The sequence below is a fragment of the Microlunatus parietis genome, from assembly GCF_013407955.1.
GTDB lineage: Bacteria > Actinomycetota > Actinomycetes > Propionibacteriales > Propionibacteriaceae > Microlunatus > Microlunatus parietis.
This window is the reverse complement of the sequence record NZ_JACCBU010000001.1, coordinates 2,754,155-2,771,453: the sequence shown is the minus strand read 5'-3', so window position 1 is coordinate 2,771,453 and position 17,299 is coordinate 2,754,155. Positions and strand designations below refer to the sequence as shown.

The window sequence follows — 17,299 nt, the reverse complement described above, 5'->3', positions numbered from 1 at the left end:
TCGACGCTCCAGCGATGCGACCCACGGATCGGTGCTGCGAACGCGCAGCCGGATCCGGTGCAGGACGCGGGAGCCGTGCACGTCCGAGCCGTCGTTGTGGGGCGATCATCGAACTGGAGCGGATCGCGCCGGGGGTCGCCTGCGGGGCGCGATCGGCGGCAGCACCTGCGGTATCGGGGGGACGTCGTCGGTGACCGGCACGCTGAAGGAGCTCGGCTCCGGCGGCCGGCTGCCGCTCGTCGACAGCCGCCACGGCCTCCGGTCCGACCGGGCTCATCACCAGCAACAACTGGCCGCGGACCAGGCCAGCCAAGCTGGTCGTCGCCGAAGGGGAGACCGGACACGCTGCTCCGGTGGCCACCATGATGATCACCGCATCGGCTCCGGCCGCGACCTCGACGGCGGTCCCTGGATCGACGGGCCATCAGCGTGCGAGCGAACACGATCCCGCCGCACCATCCGCGCACGGCGTGGCTCGGCGGCGCCGTGGTCCTGGGGCGATGGCGCGCGTCCAGGGTCGTGGGTCGCTCGGCGGCGCGCCCATGGTGCTGGGTCGGCGGTACGCCCACGATCCTGGACTGGCTGCATGCCCTCGGTTCTTGGGCCGGCGGCACGCCTACGGTCCCGGGGTGCGGCGCGCCCGCGGTCGGGTCGGTGGCGTGCGCTCGGTTCTGGGTCCGGTGTCGCGCTTCCTCCCGTACCGGCCGGTCACTTCCGCAGCGACACGCCGTCAAAACCGCTGCTTTGCTGACTGGTCGGCGGGAGTTTGGGTGATGGCGTAGCGGAAGTGGTTGGTGAGGTGATAGTCCTCGCCCGATCGGAACGGGGCGGCGGCTCGGAGGACGACGGGGGTGAGTTCGTCCTGCTGCTCCGGCGGGTGGCCGAGCAGGGTGCCTCGGAGCAGGTCCTGTTCGGAGACCTGCCAGGCGAGGGCTACCAGGCCGCCGTCGATCGGGGCCAGTCCCGCCCGGTCGAACAGCGACTCGAGGCCGCCGGGCTCTCGGAGCGGGCCGCCGGGCAGGATCTCGGCGTCGGTGGCGTCGGCGATCGCCTGCTCGATCCGGAACAGGTCGTTCCGGGCGTCTTCGGCCCAGTTGGCGATCGCGACGTGCCCGCCCGGCCGGGTCGCCCGGAGCAGTCCCGTCAGGCCCGCCTCAGGGTCGGCTGCGAACTGCAGGGCGTTCACGGCCGTCACGACGTCGAAGGTGCCGACCGGGAAACCAAGATCATCGAAGGTTCCGACCCGGAGGTCGGCGCCGGGCAGGCGCTCCCGGGCGAGTTCGATCATGCCCGCCGCGGGATCGACGCCGGCCACGTCGGCGCCGAGCCCGGCGAGGTGGCCGAGCCACTCGCCGGAGCCGCAGCCGACGTCCAGGACGCTGGTGCCGGCGCCGATACCGGCGGCCCGGATGATCTTGGTCCAGACCGGCCCCGGATGATCACCCACAACCGCGACCAGTCCCGGGCCATCCCGGACCAGCCTGCCGCATCGGCCCCGTCCACCGGTCACCAGATGCTGACGCGCTTGGCCGGGTCGAGGTAGAGGGCGTCGGTCGGCTGCAGGTCGAAGGCCTCGTAGAAGGCGTCGACGTTGCGGACGATCTGGTTGCAGCGGAACTCGTTCGGGGCGTGCGGGTCGACCGCGAGCCGCTGCAGCACCGTCTCGGTGCGGGCCTTGGACTGCCAGATCGCGCCCCAGTTGAGGAACAGCCGCTGCACCGGGGTGTAGCCGTCGATCGGCTCCGGCTCGACGTCCTGGCTGGCCAGCTGGAACGCCTTGAGGGCGATCGACAGCCCGCCGAGATCGCCGATGTTCTCGCCGATCGTCAGCGAGCCGTTGACCTTGTGGCCCGGCGTCTGGGCCGGCTCCAGTGCGTCGTACTGCTCGATCAAGGCGGCCGTACGCTGCTCGAAGGCGGCCCGGTCGTCCTCGGTCCACCAGTTCCGCAGCGCACCGTCACCGTCGCAGGTGGAACCTTGATCATCGAAGCCGTGCCCGATCTCGTGGCCGATCACCGCGCCGATGCCGCCGTAGTTGACGGCGTCGTCGGCGTGCTCGTTGAAGAACGGCGGCTGCAGGATCGCGGCCGGGAAGACGATCTCGTTGCGCAGCGGGTGATAGTAGGCGTTCACCGTCTGCGGGGTCATGATCCATTCCTCGCGGTCGACCGGCTGGCCGACCTTGGCGAGGTTGCGGGTGATCTCGAAGTCGACCGCGCGGGAGACGTTGCCGATCAGGTCGTCCCGGCGGATCTCCAGCGACGAGTAGTCGCGCCACTTCGACGGGAAGCCGATGTGCGGCCGGAACTTGGCCAGCTTGTCCAGCGCTTCCTTCTTGGTGTCCTCGGTCATCCAGTCCAGGTCGGTGATCGACTGCCGGTACGCCTCGATCAGGTGCCCGACCAGCCGGTCCATCCGCTCCTTCGCGGTCGGCGAGAAGTGCCGCTCCACGTAGATCTGGCCGACCGCCTCACCGAGTGAGCCCTCGACCAGTTCGACGCCGCGCTTCCACCGCTCCTTGAGCTTCGGCGTGCCGGACAGAACCGTTCCGTAGAAGGAGAACCGCTCGTCGACGAACGCGCTGGAGAGGTACGGCGACAGGGAGGAGATGATCTTCCACCGGGCCCAGGCCCGCCAGGAGTCGAGGCGGTTGCGGGTGATCAGCGCGCCGATCTCGGAGAAGAACGACGGCTGCATGACGACCAGCTCGGCCATCGTCTCGGCGTCAATGCCGAGGCCGGCCGCGTACTCGGGCCAGTTCAGCGCCTCGTACGTCTGCTCGAAGTCCTCCAACGTCATCAGGTTGTACATCAGCCGCAGGTCCCGGGTCTTCACCTTGTCCCAGTGTGCGGCCGCGATCTCGGTCTCCAGATCGAGCACCCGCTTGGCCTGGGTCGCCGGGTAGTCCACCTCGGCGAGCGCGAACGTCGCGGCGATGTGAGCCTGGTACTTGGTCCGGATCTCGGCATGATCATCGAGCCGGTAGTACTCCTCGTCCGGCAGCCCGAGGCCGGACTGGCCGACGAAGATCACGGACCGCTGCGGGTCGCCCGGGTCGGATTCGACGTCGATCCCGACCAGGCCGCTGATCCCGCGCCGGTAGAAGCTGCCGATCAGGCGCACCAGTTCGGCCGTGGTGTCGGTCTGGTCGACCTCGGCGAGCAGCCCGGCGAGCGGGGTCGCGCCGGCCGCCTCCACCGCATCGGCGTCCATGAAGCTCGCGTACAGGTCCGCGATCTTGGCCTCGTTGCTGCCCGGTTCACCCTCGGTCAGCCCCGTGATGATGTCGCGTACGGCAGCCTCGGCGGCATCGCGCAGCGCGATGAAGGAACCGGCCATCGGCTTGTCGTCGGCGATCTCCGTCTCGGCGATCCAGCGGCCGTTGACGTGGCGGAACAGGTCGTCGGCGATGCGTACGTCGTGATCGAAGGTGGCGAAGTCGATCGCGGGCACGGGTACGGTGTCGGTCACCCATGCATGTTATGCCAGAGCAACCACGCCGGTACGGGTGATCAGTAGTTGCGGGTCCAGGTGATCGGGTACGGCTCCTTGGACAGGTCGGCCGTGACGATGTAGGCCCGCAGTTCGTCGGACCAGCTGTCGTTGTTGAAGGTCGTCGACTGGCCCTTGTAGGTGCCGGTGCCGGCGAACTTCAGGCGCAGCTTCAGGTCGACGTTGGCCACCGTCGGCTTGGTGGAGTCCAAGGTCGGCTCGAAGTTCTTGAACGTGTCCTCCAACAGGGTCCACTTGATCGAACTCGGCGCGATCTTCTGATCGGAGTTCGGAGTGATCAGGTTGGGGCAGTTCTTCGGCGCCAGTTCTTTCCTGGCCAGGCATGCCTTGAGCGACTTCTGGGTGGCCGCGAGCAGCGCCTTCTTGCCGCCCGAGGTCAGGGTGGGCGTGAGGGTGGGCACCTCGACGTCGTCGGTCAGTTCGGTGACCGTGAACTCGTTCTCGTCGCCGTAGTCGATCGCCTTCAGCCCCGTCGCGACCTCGTACGATCCCGGCAGCAGCTGCACGCTGTCCGCCTCGACCTCGACGCCGTTGATCACCAGCGGCAGCCCGTCGACCAATACCGAGCTCAGGTCGAGCTCGGCATAGCCGCGGACCAGCTTCCAGTCCTCGCCCTGCTTGGTCACGCCGAAGGTCAGGTTCACCGATTCCTGCCCGATCATGAAGCTGGCGTCGACGCTGGCCGACCCGCTCGGGTTGTCCGGGATCTCGGCAACGGTGATGCCGGTCAGCGGCGCCCGGCTGTTGGAGTCCTGCAGGACGGCGTCGGTGATCAAGGCGGTGTCGGCCGGAACGTCGGCGCTGAAGGCGATCGCTTCGGTCGCCTTGCCCGCGGCCACTGCCTCGAGGTACCCCTTCACCGTGCTGCTCGGAGTCTTCGCCGGCGGGGTCGGATCGGTGCCGGCCCCCGCCTGGGTGGACCGGAACAACACCACGCCGCCGACGACGCCGAGCACGATCAGGGCGAGCACGCAGACGCCGACGATCAGCAGCATCCGGGTGTTGTTGTTCTTCTTCGGTGGCTGCTGGTGAGGCCCGCCGTACGGACCCTGCGGCGGGCCGCCCGGCCCGGCCAGATACCCCGGCGTCCCGGGGCTGCCGGCGGTCGCGCCCGGCGACTGCTGATAGCCGCCCGGCCCCGGAAGGTACTGCGTGTTGGCCGTCTGCGGGCTGCTCCCGGACGGATCGCCATAGCCGGGCTGGCCTTGCGGCGGCTGCTGGCCGTAGCCCGGTTGTTGGCCGTAGCCGGGCTGTTGGCCGTAGCCCGGCTGGCCCTGCGGCGGCTGCTGGCCGTACCCCGGTTGCTGGCCGTAGCCGGGCTGTTGGCCGTAGCCCGGCTGGCCCTGCGGCGGCTGCTGGCCGTACCCCGGCTGTTGGCCGTAGCCCGGCTGGCCGCCCTGTCCCTGCCCGAACCCGTCTGCCCCCTGGCCTTGACCGGAACCGCCCTGGGGATTACCCCCGTACGGCCCGGGCTGGCCACCAGGCGGGTACTGACCACTCATGCTGGACTCCGTCACATCGTCAGGCGCTGTGTGCGCCGCTCGGGCACCAACCTTACCGAGCGATGTGCCCAACTCGACGGGCCCGTTGGGACGCTCCGCAGGTCAGGTGGTCCGCTCCCAGGCCAGCTTCATCGGCTCCTTGGTGAGGTCGGCCGTGATGTAGAAATAGCGCCACTGATTCGACCAGGAATTGTTGTTGAACGTTGTCGCCCGGCCGTTGTAGGTACCGCGGGCGGAGAACAGGAACTTGAGCCCGAGCTTGCCCTTGGCCAGGTAGCTCCCGTTGCCGCTGTCGACCAGTCCGCCCTTGAAGGTGTCCCAGGTGTTGGCGTGCGACGACCACCGCACCGAGTCCGGTTCGATGGACTGGCCGGCTCCAGTGGTGACGAAGTTCGGGCAGCCGCTCGGAGCCACCTCGCGCTTGGCCAGGCAGTTCTTCAACTCCGCCTTGGCCGCCGAGATGAACGTCTTGGTTCCCGCCTCGGTCAGGGTCGCCGCCGTCGTCGGCATCGAGGGCTGGTCGGTGGCGCTCTTGACCAGGAACTCGTCCTCGCCGTAGCCGATCGCCTTCAGGCCGGTCGTCAGCTTGTACGAACCCGGGAGCAGGATCACGCTGTCGCCGGCGGTCTTCACGCCGTTGATCAACATCGGCAGGTTGTCCAGCTTCACCTTGGACAGACTGACCGTCGCGTACGGATTCGTGAGCTTCCAGTCGTCGCCGATCTTGGTCAGCGGGAACTGCTGGGTGACCGTCTCCTCGCCGAGCTTGTAGGTGGCGTCGACCGTGGTCGTGTCGCCCGACGGCGGGGTCTTCCCGACCGGGACCGAGATCGCGGTCAGCGGCGCCCGGGACGCCGACTCCTTCAGCACCGCGTCGGTGATCAGGCTCTTGTCGCCCGGCGGATTCGCGCCGTGGCCGATCGCCGCCTCGGCGTTGCCGGCCGCGACCGCCTCGAGGAACCCGCGGACGGCCGCCGGAGGCTTGGCCGCCGCCGCTTCCTGGGCGTTGCGATACAGAACCACGCCGCCCACCACGCCGCCGATGATCAAGGCCAGCACGACCGCGCCGACGATGATCAAAAGCTTGGTGTTGCGCTTGCGCGGCGGCGGTGGCTGGGTCCCGTACGGCTGCTGCATTCCGTACGGCTGTTGGGTCCCATAGGGCTGCTGGGTGCCGTACCCGCCGAACTGACCGGGGGATCCTGGACTTCCCGCCGTCGCGCCGGGCGACTGCTGGTAGCCGCCCTGATATCCCGGCTGCTGCCCGCCGTAACCGGGCTGCTGGCCGTACCCCGGCTGCTGCTGCCCATGGCCCGGCTGCGGCTGGCCATACCCGGGCTGTTGCTGGCCGTAGCCGGGTTGCTGCTGGCCATAGCCGGGCTGTTGGCCGTAGCCGGGCTGCTGCTGCCCAGGCTGTTGTTGGCCGTAGCCGGGCGGCGGTCCGCCCTGGCCCGGCTGCTGGCCGTAGGGAGGCTGGCTGGCGCTGCCGGGCGAGGATCCGTAACCGCCGGCATCCGGACCGCCGCCGGACCCGTCCTGGGGATGGTTTCCGTAGGGGCCCGGCTGGCCCCCAGGCGGATACTGACCACTCATCTCTGGACACTCCGTTGGTTTCGGGTCTCCCCTGCAGCGACCCACTGGGGCCAACCTTACCGACGGGGCGTGGCACCCCCGGTCGTCGGCCGGGCGGCCAGCAGGTCGCGGCGCCGTCGGCGAGCCCGGAGTAATCCGTACGTAGTGAGCAGCATCAGGGCCAGCCAGACCAGCCCGAACCCGATCCACCGGCCGACCGACATCAGTTCCCCGAAGTACGTCACGCCGAGTAGGAACTGCAGGGTCGGAGCGAGATACTGCAGCAGGCCGAGCGTGCTCAGCGGGACCCGGGTCGCCGCGGCCGCGAACAGCAGCAGCGGCAGGGCGGTGATCGGGCCACTGGCCACCAGCAGCAGCGTGTGACCCCAGCCGAGGTGGCCGAATGTGAGCCCGCCGGTGACCTGGAGGAAGATCAGATAGCCGAGGGCGATCGGCACCAGGTAGGCCGACTCGATGGTCAACGTCTCCACCGCGCCGGCGTTGATCTTCTTCTTCAGCAGGCCGTACACGGCGAAGCTGACTGCGAGCACCAGCGCCACCCAGGGCGGCCGGCCGTAGTCGAAGCCGAGCACGATCACCGCGACCGCGGCGAGCCCGACGCAGACCCACTGGATCGGGGCCAGCCGTTCGGACAGCAGCACCACGCCGAACAAGATCGACAGGATCGGGTTGATGTAGTAGCCGAGCGCGGTCTCCACCACGTGGCCGTGCGTCGCCGCCCAGATGAACACGCCCCAGTTGACCGAGATCACCGCCGCCGCGGCGGCCAGCAGGAGCAGCTTACGGCCGTCCAGCATCGGGCGCAGGCTGCCCCGCGGGACCATGATCAACCACAGCAGGACCGAGACCAGGAACGACCAGAACACCCGGTGCGCCAGCAGTTCTAGCGACCCGGCCCGGCCGACCAGCGGCCAGAACGCGGGGAACAGGCCCCAGAGCCCGTACGCACCGAGGCCGTAGAACGTGCCCCGGCGGAGCCGGGAGTCCCGGCTCTCCTCCGTGATCAACGGGTACGGATCCCGCTGATCACTCCACGGTCCAGGTGTCGCCGCCGGCGATCATGGCCTGCAGGTCCTCCTCGGACCCGCCCCGTTCGGCGGCCAGGTTCACCTGCTCGCGGCTCAGGTCGTCGTAGGCCGGGGCGTCGACGGCGCGGAAGATCCCGATCGGGGCCCGGTGCAGCACGCCGGAGTCGGTCAGCCGGGACAGTCCGAAGGCGTACGTGGCGTCGGCCCGGTGTTGATCATGGACGACGATCTTGTCCAGCCCGACCTCGGCGACCTCCGCCACCGCGAACTCACCGGTCGTCGGGTCGCGGACCACGCCGAGGTGGTCGTCGGTGCCGAAGACGATCGGCTCGCCGTGCCGCAGCGGGATGATCGCGTCGGCCGAGGCCTCCCGGCCGTTCAGCTCGTCGAACGCGCCGTCGTTGAAGATCGGGCAGTTCTGGTAGATCTCCACCAGCGACGTGCCGCGGTGGGCGGCCGCCGCCTTGAGCACGCCGGTCAGGTGCTTGCGGTCGGAGTCGATCGTCCGGGCCACGAACGTTGCCTCGGCGCCGAGCGCCAGCGACACCGGGTTGAACGGGTTGTCCAGCGATCCCATCGGGGTCGACTTGGTGATCTTGCCGATCTCGGAGGTGGGCGAGTACTGGCCCTTGGTCAGCCCGTAGATCCGGTTGTTGAACAGCAGGATGGTCAGGTTGACGTTGCGGCGCAGCGCGTGGATCAGGTGGTTGCCGCCGATCGACAGCGCGTCGCCGTCACCGGTGATCACGAACACGGCCAGGTCGGGCCGCGAAGTCGCGACCCCGGTCGCGATGGCCGGGGCCCGGCCGTGGATCGAGTGCATGCCGTAGCTGTCCACGTAGTACGGGAAGCGCGACGAGCAGCCGATGCCGGAGATGATCACCGTGTTCTCCTTGGCGATCCCGAGCTCCGGCATGAAGCCCTGGAACGCCGCCAGCACGGCGTAGTCGCCGCAGCCGGGACACCAGCGCACCTCCTGATCGGAAGTGAAGTCCTTGCGTTTCAGCGGTTCCAGCGAGAGCGGGACGCCGACCAGGCCCGGATACTCGGGCTTGGGGGTCGCCTGCGGCGACCGGGACCCGTTCGCGAGCGCGGTGCTGTGTTCATTCCTCATGCGCTCGCTCCTTCCAGCTTGTCGATTTCCTGTTCAAGATCAACGGCGAGCTCGCCGAGCGAGATCGGCAGCCCGCGGACCCGGGAGTAGGACTGCACGTCGACCAGAAACTTCGCCCGCAGCAGCAGGGCCAGCTGGCCGAGGTTCATCTCCGGGACGATCACCTTGTCGTAGGACTTCAGGATCTCGCCCAGGTTCGCCGGGAACGGGTTGAGGTGGCGCAGATGGGTGTACGCGATCTTGCGGCCGGTCTTGCGGACCCGGCGCACCGCGGCCACGATCGGCCCGTACGTCGAGCCCCAGCCCAAGATCAACACCCGGGCTCCCTGGGAGCCATCGGACTCGTCGACGACCAGGTCTGGGATGTCCTGGACGATGCCGTCGATCTTCGCCTGCCGGGTCCGTACCATCTCGTCGTGGTTGGCCGGGTCGTACGACACCGCCCCTGTCTCCTTGGCCTTCTCGATGCCGCCGATCCGGTGCTGCAGGCCGGCGGTGCCCGGGATCGCCCAGGGCCGGGCCAGCGTCTCCGGATCCCGACGGTACGGGTAGAAGACCTCGGCACCCTCCTTGTCGGTGCCGTTCTTGGCCGTCGCGAAGCCCGGCTCGATCGGCGGGATCGAGGCAAGATCAGGAACGGGCCACGGCTCGGCGCCGTTGGCGATGTAGCCGTCCGAGAGCAAGATCACCGGGGTCCGGTACTTGATCGCGATCCGAGTCGCCTCGATCGCGGTGTCGAAGCAGTCCATCGGCGACTGGGCGGCGAGCACCGGAACCGGCGCCTCGCCGTTGCGGCCGAACATCACCTGCAACAGGTCGGCCTGCTCGGTCTTGGTCGGCATGCCGGTGCTCGGGCCGGCCCGCTGGATGTCGCAGACGACCAGCGGCAGCTCGGTCATCACGGCGAGGCCGATCGCCTCCATCTTCAGCGCGATGCCCGGCCCGGAACTGGTGGTCACGCCGAGCTGACCGGCGAAGCTGGCGCCGAGCGCCGCACCGACGCCGGCGATCTCGTCCTCGGCCTGGAACGTCGTGACACCGAACCGCTTGTGCTTGGACAGTTCGTGCAGCACGTCCGAGGCGGGAGTGATCGGGTAGGCACCGAGGAACAGCGGCAGGCCGCTCTTCTTGGACGCGGCGATCAGCCCGTACGCCAGCGCCACGTTGCCCGAGATCTGCCGGTACCGGCCGGCCGGCATCGGAGCCGGCTCGACCTGGTACGTGTCGGCGAAGACCTCGGTGGTCTCGCCGAACGCGTACCCGGTCTTGAAGGCGGTGATGTTGGCGTCCCGGATGTCCGGCTTGGACGCGAACTTCTCGGTGAGGAACTTGATCGTGCCCTCGGTCGGCCGGTGGTAGAGCCAGGACAGCAGGCCGAGCGCGAACATGTTCTTCGCCCGCGACGCATCCTTGCGACTCAGCCCGAACTCCTTGACCGCCTCGACGGCTAGCTGGGTCAGATCCAGCGCGTGCAGCTGGTAACCCTCCAGGCTGCCGTCCTCGAGCGGGTTCGTGGCATAGCCGACCCGGGCCAGGTTGCGTTTCGTGAAGTCCGCGGTGTCGGCGATGATCAGCCCGCCGCGCGGCAGATCACCGATGTTCGCCTTCAGCGCCGCCGGATTCATCACGACCAACACGTCCGGACGGTCGCCCGGCGTCATGATGTCGTAGTTCGCGAAGTGCAACTGGAAGCTGGAGACGCCCGGCAGGGTTCCGGCTGGCGCGCGGATCTCGGCCGGGAAGTTCGGCAGCGTCGAGATGTCGTTGCCGAACACGGCTGCGTCGGCGGTGAACCGGTCGCCGGTCAGTTGCATGCCGTCGCCGGAGTCGCCGGCGAAGCGAATCACCACTCGGTCGAGGGTGTGGACGGTTGTCACCCGGGATGCCTTCTTCCTTAGGCGTGTCTCGTACCTTCGGCCGGTGTCCGGGGAATCCTGGACGCGATCGGCCGCGGTCGCAGTCACCCATCATAAGGCGACCCTCAATTGGTCGGATCGCGATCCACTGAATGGACGTACATCTCGGGCCGCCGAGCGGTGCGGGGTCCCGATCCGTGACCGGATTCACACGCCGACCGCGGCGTTATGGGCTTCGCACCCAGCGGTCACTCGGCCCCGGCGATCGGGTAGCCGGCGTCGCGCAGCGCCTCGAAGGCACGCAGCCGGTTCAGCGGTGTCCGGAAGTCGGCGACGACCTCCTTCCGTTCCAGGTCGAGTTCGTCGTGGTAGCGCTGCACCGCGGCGGCGCGGCTGAGGTTCTCCTCGTCGACGGCCCGTCGCATGACGGCTTGTGCCTCGGCGATGGTCCGGGTCTTCAACTGGCGCAAACGGCGGAGCGACTCGGCGGTGTAGCGCACCGTGCCGTCGGCCTGGGCGACCAGGTTGACCGGAATCATGCCGCGCCGGTACGTGGAGGCCTGCAGCTCCCAGAACCAGTGCCGGCGACCGGAGGATCCGCATCGGATCCGCCTCCGTCGTGGAGGCGGCAAGCGTCTCGCGTTGACCGGCGTCAAGCGCCTCGATCGCCACCGTCAACTCGTCCGAGCCGGCGAGCCTGCGCCAGAGTGCCAGGGTGGTCTCGCGGGCGGCGATCGGTACGACTGGAGCCAGTTCCTCGGGCCCGACGAAGGAGTCAATTTCGGACTGGTCGACCTCATCGATGCCGTAGAGCACATCGGCGACCTGCGCGCGCTCCTCCGGCGTGAGGGCCATGGCGGCCCGAATCACCTCGGCTGCGGTCATGGGCCGAATTTCTACTCGCGAGAACGCCGAGGCTCCGAGCGCAAAGGTTCCGCCTAACGGTGGGCGTCCGGGCGGCGAAGGCGGCCGGTTCCGCCCTGCTGCCAGGGCAGCGGCCCGGACTCGGGGCGGTAGTTCACACCGAGGGCGTCCAATCGCTCGAGGTGTCCGGCCAGCCGCTCGGAGAACTCCGCCCAGGATCGTTCCTCGGGGTCGGACCAGGCGACCTCGGCGTGGGCGCAGGCGCGCGGGTAGAGCATGTATTCGACGCGCTGCAGCGTCGGCATGTATTCGGTCCAGACCTGGCACTGGGTGCCGAGAATTCGATCATGGAGCTCGGCCGGGATGCCGTCGGTCGGCTCGAGGCTGTGCACGCGCTCGGTGGTGACCAGGCCGCCGATGGCGTACTGCTCGGTCTCGGCGTCGCTCGGGTAGTAGTCGAAGTACGTGTGCGAGGTCGGGGCCATGATCACCTGGCCACCGCCGCGGGCCGCGGTCACGCCGTAGCTCGCGTCCCGCCAGGCCATCGTGACGGCGCCGTCGAGCAGGCCCTCGTCGTTGATCTCGTCCCAGCCGACCAACTGCCGGCCGCGCTCGGCGAGCCAGTCGCGGAGCTGTTCGGTGAACCAGCGCTGCAGGTGCTCGGCGCTCGGCAGTCCTCTGTCTGAAGCCAGCTTCTCCGCGGCCGGGTTGCCGATCCACTCCGTCCGCGGGCACTCGTCGCCGCCGACGTGGACATACCGGCTGTGGAAGATCTCCAGCAACTCGGTGTAGAGATCGAAGACGACCGACATCGCGTCGTCGGTCATGTTGAGCACCTCGGGAAACACGCCGAACGTGGTCGCGGCCTGATAGCCGGTCTCCGGATGGTTGCCCAGCTCCGGGTACGCGGCCAGCAGGGCCAGGACGTGCCCGGGGAACTCGATCTCGGGCACGATCGTGATCCCGCGCTGCTCGGCGTACCGGACCAGGCTGCGCAGTTGATCTTGGGTGTAGTAGCCGCCGTGCGGCGTTCCGTCGCCCTGGTCGTCGAGATGCCGCCGGGTCTCGGTGCGCCAGCTGGCGAGCTCCTGCAGCTTCGGATACTTCTTCGACTCGAAGCGCCAGCCCTGGTCCTCGGTCAGGTGCAGGTGGAAGGTGTTGTACTTGTGCAGCGCGAGCAGGTCGACGAACCGGAACAGGTCGGGCAGCGGCCGGAAGTGCCGCCCGACGTCGAGCATCACACCGCGCCAGCCGAACCGCGGCCGGTCCTCGATCGTCACGCAGTCGATCACCAACTCCGGCTCGCTCGGCGCCGGCCGAAGAACCGATGCCGGCAGCAGTTGCCGCAAGGTCTGGATCGCCCAGTTCACCGCGCGGTCGTCCGCGGCGCTGATCGTGATCTTGTCCTCCCGCACCTCCAGCCGGTACGACTCCGGCGGCAGCTCGGCCTCGACGATGGCCAGCTTCCCGTCGTCGGCCGGCAGCAGGTCGAACCCGGTGCCCGGACCGAGCAGCCGGCGCGCGATCGCGGCCCAGGCCGGCGGCGCGGCGATCCGCAGGTCTTGATCAAGAACGAAGGTGCCGGGTTCGGTGCTGACCGACGTCGGGCGGGGTAGCAGGTTCACCGGCCCAGCGTACGACTCAGGAAGCGGCGTGGGTGGCGAGGTAGGCCTCGCGCTCGGCATCGCTGAGCAGGATGCAGAACTCGTTGCCCTCCGGATCGGCCAGCACCATCCAGCCGCTGCCGTCCGGCCGGCGCAGGTCGGCCACCTCGGTGGCCCCCAGGGCGAGCACCCGTTCGATCTCCTCGGCCTGCGTGCGGTCGATCGGACGAAGATCGAAATGGATTCGGTTCTTCACCGATTTCGCCTCCGGCACCTCGATGAACAGCACCTGCACCGACCGGTCGGCCGACATGATCAGACACTCGTCGTGATCGGGCGCGTTCGGGTCGTCCGGGTCCTCGGTGAAGCCGAGCACGTCGGCCCACCAGACCGACTGCGCGTAGGCGTCCCGAGCATCGATGGAGGTGTGCGAGATGCGGCTGGTCATGGGCCGGAGTCTGGCATATCCGTCGACCCGGAGAACGGCGAAGGGCGCACCCGTGACCGGGTGCGCCCTTCGCTCTCCGTGATCTTGGTCAGCCGTTGTCCGAGCGGAACTCGTCGGCCTTGTCCTGGACCGCGTCGGCAGCGTCACCGACGCCGTCGGCAGCATTGTGAGCCGCGTCGTCGACGGCATTCGCCGCTTCCTGCACGGCCGGCGAATCGGCTGCGTCGGCCACGCCCTGCACGCCCTCGCCGACCGAATCGGCCGCCGACTCCGCGCCGTCGCCGACCTTGTCGGCCGGAGCGTCGTCACCGTCGAAGCGGTCCTTCACGTCGTCGACCAGATCCTCGGCCTTGTCCTTGGCGGCTTCGAAGCCCTCCTGGACCTTCTCGCCAAGCTCGCTGGCCTTTTCCTTCAGTTCGTCGAACAAACCCATGGTCATCCTCCTTCTCGTGTCCCGCGTCGCACGGTCAGCCTCAACCGAAAAGTACCGCAAATCGGTCCGGCGCGTCAGACCTTCCGACGCCGGGCCCAGCAGCGCCGTCGTTGATCATGGCCGGGGACAAGATCAACTGGATTCGCGGACAACCAGCCGGTACGAGACCCGGCGGCGCGCCTTCGGGCCGGAGCGGGGGATCTCGCCGGCCGCCATGCCGAGCGCGAGGCCGACCGCGGCCGCGGCGACGCCCTGGACGTCGAGGGCGAGCGTGGTCAGTTCCGGCGAGAGGTAGGTGCCGAGGCCGAGCCCGTCGAAGCCGGCCACCTTGATCTGACCGGGCACGTCGATCCCGGCCCGGCGCAGCGTCTTCAGGGTGCCGCAGGCGGCGATGTCGTTGAAGGCCATGATCGCGTCGGCCTCCGGATGATCTTGGAGGATCTCGGCGCAGCCGGCGGCTCCGGCGGCCATCGAGTTGTCGATCACCTGGGTGACCGGCGGGTCGAACCCGTGCTCGCGCATCAGGTCGACGAAACACTGGCCGCGCCCGGACAGCGACCCCGGTGGGGAGATGTCGAGCAGCACCGGGTGCCGGACGCCGCGGTCGAGCAGATGATCGACGAGCTCCGCCATCGCCGGGGCGAAGTCCAACTCGACGCCGCCGACCGTGCTTCCCGGCGGGCTGTCGAACTGGATGCAGGGCAGGTCACCGAGTTGATCAAGGCCATCGGAGTCGTTCAGGTAGCCGAGCACGGCGTCGACCTGGCCGGCGACCTCGAGCAACAGTGTGCGCCGGTCGGTGGCGTGGACCTTCTCGGCCACGATCACGTTCCAGCTCTGCTTGGCGGCCTCGCCGATCACCGCCGACGCCAGCTCCGGGTAGTACGGGTTGGTCAGGTCGTCGACCACCAGCCCGAGCGTGCGCGGCTCCGGCTTCACCAGTCCGCGGCCGAAGCGGGACGGGCGATAGCGGAGCCGCTTGGCCGCCGCCAGCACCCGTGCCTTGGTCGCCGGGTTGATCCCGGGCATCTCGTTCATGGCCCGGGTCACGGTCTGCCGGGACACGCCGGCGGCCGTGGCGACGTCGTTGATCGTCGCCCGCGGCGCCGGCGCCGTCCGCGTCGTCGCTGATCGTCGGGCTTTCATAGACAGAATCTAACGACTGGCCGGTCGTCCGCGCACCGGTTCAGTCGGTCGCGAGATCGAGGTAGGCGACCTGCTCCGGGGTCAGCTGGACCTTCAGTGCGTCGACGGAAGACCGGGTCTCGGCGATCGACCGCGGGCCGAACAGCGGGAAGGTCGGGAACGGCTGGTGCAGCACGAACGCCAGCGCGATCGCGGTCGCCGCCACCCCGAACTCGGCGCCGATCTTCTCCGCCCGGCGCAGCCGTTCGAAGTTCTCGTCGCTGTAGTAGCAGCGCACCAGTTCGGCGTCGGACCGGTCGTCCGGCCGGGCCCGCCCGGTGAAGAAGCCGCGCGCCTGCGATGACCAGGGGAACAGCGGGATCTGCCGCTCGGTCAGCCAGCGCTTCGACTCCGGGTCGGTGGCGTGCCGACAACCCTTCCACGGCACGTCGTAGGCCTCGGCCAGTCCGAAGTGGTTGCTCAGCACCTCGAAGCCCTGCTTGCCGGCCTGGCGGGCGTACGCGTTCGCCTCGTCGATCCGTTCCGGACTCCAGTTGGATCCGCCGAACACCTTGATCCGGCCGGCCTTGACGTGCTCGTCCAGCACGTCGACGAACTCGCCGACTCCGATGTCCTCATTGTCCCGGTGCATCAGGTAGAGGTCGGTGTAGTCGGTGCCCTGGCGCTCCAGTGACTCGAGCAGTTGCCGGGTGATCGACTCCGGGTCGCAGTGCGGGGTGTGCGCGCCCTTGGTGATCACCACGACGTCCTCGCGGATGCCGCGGTTGCGGATCCACTGGCCGAGCAGCTTCTCGTGGTTGCCGCCGCCGTAGATGTAGGCGGTGTCGAACGCGTTGCCGCCGAGCTCGTAGAAGTTGTCGAACAGTGCGGACGCGTGGGACAGGTTCGGTTGGTTGTCGCAGCCCATCACCAGCCGGGAGATTCGCTTGCCGATGCCGGCAATCTCGCCGTACCGCATGGTGCTGTCATCGACACGCAGCGGTAGCCCGGACACGGTCGGGATGTTCGCGTCGTCGGCCTCGAACGGGTAGCGCAGGCCGATCGCCTGCCGCCAGGCGTCCAGCGCCTTCGCGTTGCCGAGCGTGTCGGCCAGGCTCATCTCGGCGGTCTCGCCGCTGCCGACCGCCGCGGCCAGGCCGTCCGCCTCGAGGGCGTACGGCTTGGCCTCGAAGATCAACTCCTGCGGCTCCTGGCCGGCCACGGTGATCGTGATCTTGGGCTGCTCGGACAGCGTCCACGGATCGGTGATCGTGATCATGCCCTTGGAGCCGTACACGGTGACCGAGGACTCGCTGACCCGGACGCCGGTCCGGGCCGACGCGGTGACGCCGCCGGGGAAGGTCAGCTGGGCGACGCTCCAGACGTCGACGCCGAGATCGAGGGTGCCCTTCGCGGTCAGCGTGTCCGGGTCCAGGAACGGCTGGCCGGCCGCGGCCCCGGCGATGGCCCGGGCGTAGGAGACCGGGTAGCCGCCGACGTCGAGGATGCCGCCGCCGGCGAGATTCGGGTCGAACAGCCGACCCTCGGACCGGCCGGTGGCGAAGGAGAACGCGGCGTCGATGTGGACCAGCTCGCCGATGGTGCCGTCGCCGACCAGCTCCAGCACCTTCCTGGTCTGCGGGTGGAAGCGATACATGTACGCCTCGACCAGCACCCGGTCGGCGGTCCGGGCCGCGTCCACCATGGCCATCGCCTGGCCGTGATTCGGAGCGATCGGCTTCTCGCAGAGCACGTGCTTGCCGGCCCGCAGGGCGGCGATGGTGAGCTCGGCATGGCTGGTGTGCACGGTGGCGACGTAGACGGCGTCGACCTCGGGATTGTTCAGCACCGAGGCGTAGTCGCCCGACTCGCCGGCGCCGAACTCCTCGGCGAAGGTACGGGCCCGCTCGGGATCCGAGCTGCCGACGGCGACCAGCGTGCCGTACTGGCTGGAGGGAAGTTGAGTGGCGAACCGGCGGGCGATGTTTCCGGGTCCGAGGACGGCCCAGCGGATGGGATTGACCATGGGTGTGCGGCTCCGAACAGTGAGGTCTGGATGGTCACCAAGAGGCCGTGAACGTTCACAGCATCTTCACGCTAACTCGCCGCAGCGGGTCCGGTCAATGGTGAAGTCTGCCACGTTGAAAGCGGCGCTGAGCCTTGACAGGGGTGGCGTCCAGGACGCACGATCGTGATCGTTCACGATCATGTTCTGGCGT

The 17,299-nt window shown here is 68.9% G+C and carries 14 protein-coding genes; 1 reads left to right on the top strand and 13 read right to left on the bottom strand.

Annotation, left to right across the window (positions count from 1 at the left end; all coding sequences use genetic code 11):
- Positions 1-730 precede the first annotated feature (730 nt).
- From BKA15_RS13265 to BKA15_RS13230, 8 genes are all read right to left on the bottom strand, one after another.
- Positions 731-1,510 carry a class I SAM-dependent methyltransferase gene (locus BKA15_RS13265; RefSeq protein WP_179751447.1) on the bottom strand — a complete coding sequence of 260 codons (780 nt, stop codon included), beginning with the start codon at positions 1,508-1,510 and terminating at the stop codon, positions 731-733.
- Positions 1,507-3,471, bottom strand: a complete 1,965-nt coding sequence (locus BKA15_RS13260; RefSeq protein WP_179751445.1) for a M13 family metallopeptidase — start codon at positions 3,469-3,471, stop codon at positions 1,507-1,509. The genes BKA15_RS13265 and BKA15_RS13260 overlap by 4 nt, the downstream gene beginning before the upstream one ends.
- 41 nt (positions 3,472-3,512) lie before the next feature.
- The gene (locus BKA15_RS34860; protein ID WP_218871289.1) at positions 3,513-5,015 is read right to left on the bottom strand and encodes a hypothetical protein; all 1,503 of its coding nucleotides are present in this window, start codon (positions 5,013-5,015) and stop codon (positions 3,513-3,515) included.
- 102 nt (positions 5,016-5,117) lie between these two features.
- Positions 5,118-6,608 carry a hypothetical protein gene (locus BKA15_RS34855; protein ID WP_218871287.1) on the bottom strand — a complete coding sequence of 497 codons (1,491 nt, stop codon included), beginning with the start codon at positions 6,606-6,608 and terminating at the stop codon, positions 5,118-5,120.
- A 56-nt stretch (positions 6,609-6,664) separates the two neighbouring features.
- Positions 6,665-7,615, bottom strand: a complete 951-nt coding sequence (gene rarD / locus BKA15_RS13245; protein ID WP_218871286.1) for an EamA family transporter RarD — start codon at positions 7,613-7,615, stop codon at positions 6,665-6,667.
- Between the two features lie 19 nt (positions 7,616-7,634).
- Positions 7,635-8,750 carry a 2-oxoacid:ferredoxin oxidoreductase subunit beta gene (locus BKA15_RS13240; protein WP_179751443.1) on the bottom strand — a complete coding sequence of 372 codons (1,116 nt, stop codon included), beginning with the start codon at positions 8,748-8,750 and terminating at the stop codon, positions 7,635-7,637.
- The gene (locus BKA15_RS13235; protein ID WP_376766801.1) at positions 8,747-10,714 is read right to left on the bottom strand and encodes a 2-oxoacid:acceptor oxidoreductase subunit alpha; all 1,968 of its coding nucleotides are present in this window, start codon (positions 10,712-10,714) and stop codon (positions 8,747-8,749) included. The genes BKA15_RS13240 and BKA15_RS13235 overlap by 4 nt, the downstream gene beginning before the upstream one ends.
- A gap of 140 nt (positions 10,715-10,854) precedes the next feature.
- Positions 10,855-11,145 carry a hypothetical protein gene (locus BKA15_RS13230; protein ID WP_179751439.1) on the bottom strand — a complete coding sequence of 97 codons (291 nt, stop codon included), beginning with the start codon at positions 11,143-11,145 and terminating at the stop codon, positions 10,855-10,857.
- Positions 11,146-11,248: 103 nt separating this feature from the next.
- On the opposite strand from BKA15_RS13230, the gene BKA15_RS13225 reads away from it, so the two are divergent.
- On the top strand, positions 11,249-11,548 hold the full coding sequence (locus tag BKA15_RS13225; protein WP_179751437.1) for a hypothetical protein: 300 nt from the start codon (positions 11,249-11,251) through the stop codon (positions 11,546-11,548).
- On the opposite strand, the gene BKA15_RS13220 is transcribed toward BKA15_RS13225, so the two are convergent.
- From BKA15_RS13220 to BKA15_RS13200, 5 genes are all read right to left on the bottom strand, one after another.
- The gene (locus tag BKA15_RS13220; RefSeq protein ID WP_179751435.1) at positions 11,545-13,095 is read right to left on the bottom strand and encodes a beta-N-acetylhexosaminidase; all 1,551 of its coding nucleotides are present in this window, start codon (positions 13,093-13,095) and stop codon (positions 11,545-11,547) included. The two genes, BKA15_RS13225 and BKA15_RS13220, sit on opposite strands and share 4 nt — an antisense overlap.
- Before the next feature lie 16 nt (positions 13,096-13,111).
- The gene (locus tag BKA15_RS13215; RefSeq protein WP_179751434.1) at positions 13,112-13,522 is read right to left on the bottom strand and encodes a VOC family protein; all 411 of its coding nucleotides are present in this window, start codon (positions 13,520-13,522) and stop codon (positions 13,112-13,114) included.
- 88 nt (positions 13,523-13,610) lie between these two features.
- Positions 13,611-13,955, bottom strand: a complete 345-nt coding sequence (locus BKA15_RS13210) for a death domain-containing protein (RefSeq protein WP_179751432.1) — start codon at positions 13,953-13,955, stop codon at positions 13,611-13,613.
- 132 nt (positions 13,956-14,087) lie between these two features.
- Positions 14,088-15,101 carry a LacI family DNA-binding transcriptional regulator gene (locus BKA15_RS13205; protein ID WP_179751430.1) on the bottom strand — a complete coding sequence of 338 codons (1,014 nt, stop codon included), beginning with the start codon at positions 15,099-15,101 and terminating at the stop codon, positions 14,088-14,090.
- A 40-nt stretch (positions 15,102-15,141) separates the two neighbouring features.
- Positions 15,142-17,106, bottom strand: a complete 1,965-nt coding sequence (locus tag BKA15_RS13200) for an aldo/keto reductase (protein WP_179751428.1) — start codon at positions 17,104-17,106, stop codon at positions 15,142-15,144.
- Positions 17,107-17,299: the final 193 nt, after the last annotated feature.

Coding starts and splice junctions, on each gene's coding strand:
- BKA15_RS34860 (WP_218871289.1), bottom strand. CDS start 5,015: ATGAGTGGTCAGTACCCGCCTGGTGGCCAGCCCGGGCCGTACGGGGGT.
- BKA15_RS34855 (WP_218871287.1), bottom strand. CDS start 6,608: ATGAGTGGTCAGTATCCGCCTGGGGGCCAGCCGGGCCCCTACGGAAAC.
- BKA15_RS13240 (WP_179751443.1), bottom strand. CDS start 8,750: ATGAGGAATGAACACAGCACCGCGCTCGCGAACGGGTCCCGGTCGCCG.
- BKA15_RS13230 (WP_179751439.1), bottom strand. CDS start 11,145: ATGATTCCGGTCAACCTGGTCGCCCAGGCCGACGGCACGGTGCGCTAC.
- BKA15_RS13215 (WP_179751434.1), bottom strand. CDS start 13,522: ATGACCAGCCGCATCTCGCACACCTCCATCGATGCTCGGGACGCCTAC.
- BKA15_RS13210 (WP_179751432.1), bottom strand. CDS start 13,955: ATGGGTTTGTTCGACGAACTGAAGGAAAAGGCCAGCGAGCTTGGCGAG.
- BKA15_RS13205 (WP_179751430.1), bottom strand. CDS start 15,101: ATGAAAGCCCGACGATCAGCGACGACGCGGACGGCGCCGGCGCCGCGG.
- BKA15_RS13200 (WP_179751428.1), bottom strand. CDS start 17,106: ATGGTCAATCCCATCCGCTGGGCCGTCCTCGGACCCGGAAACATCGCC.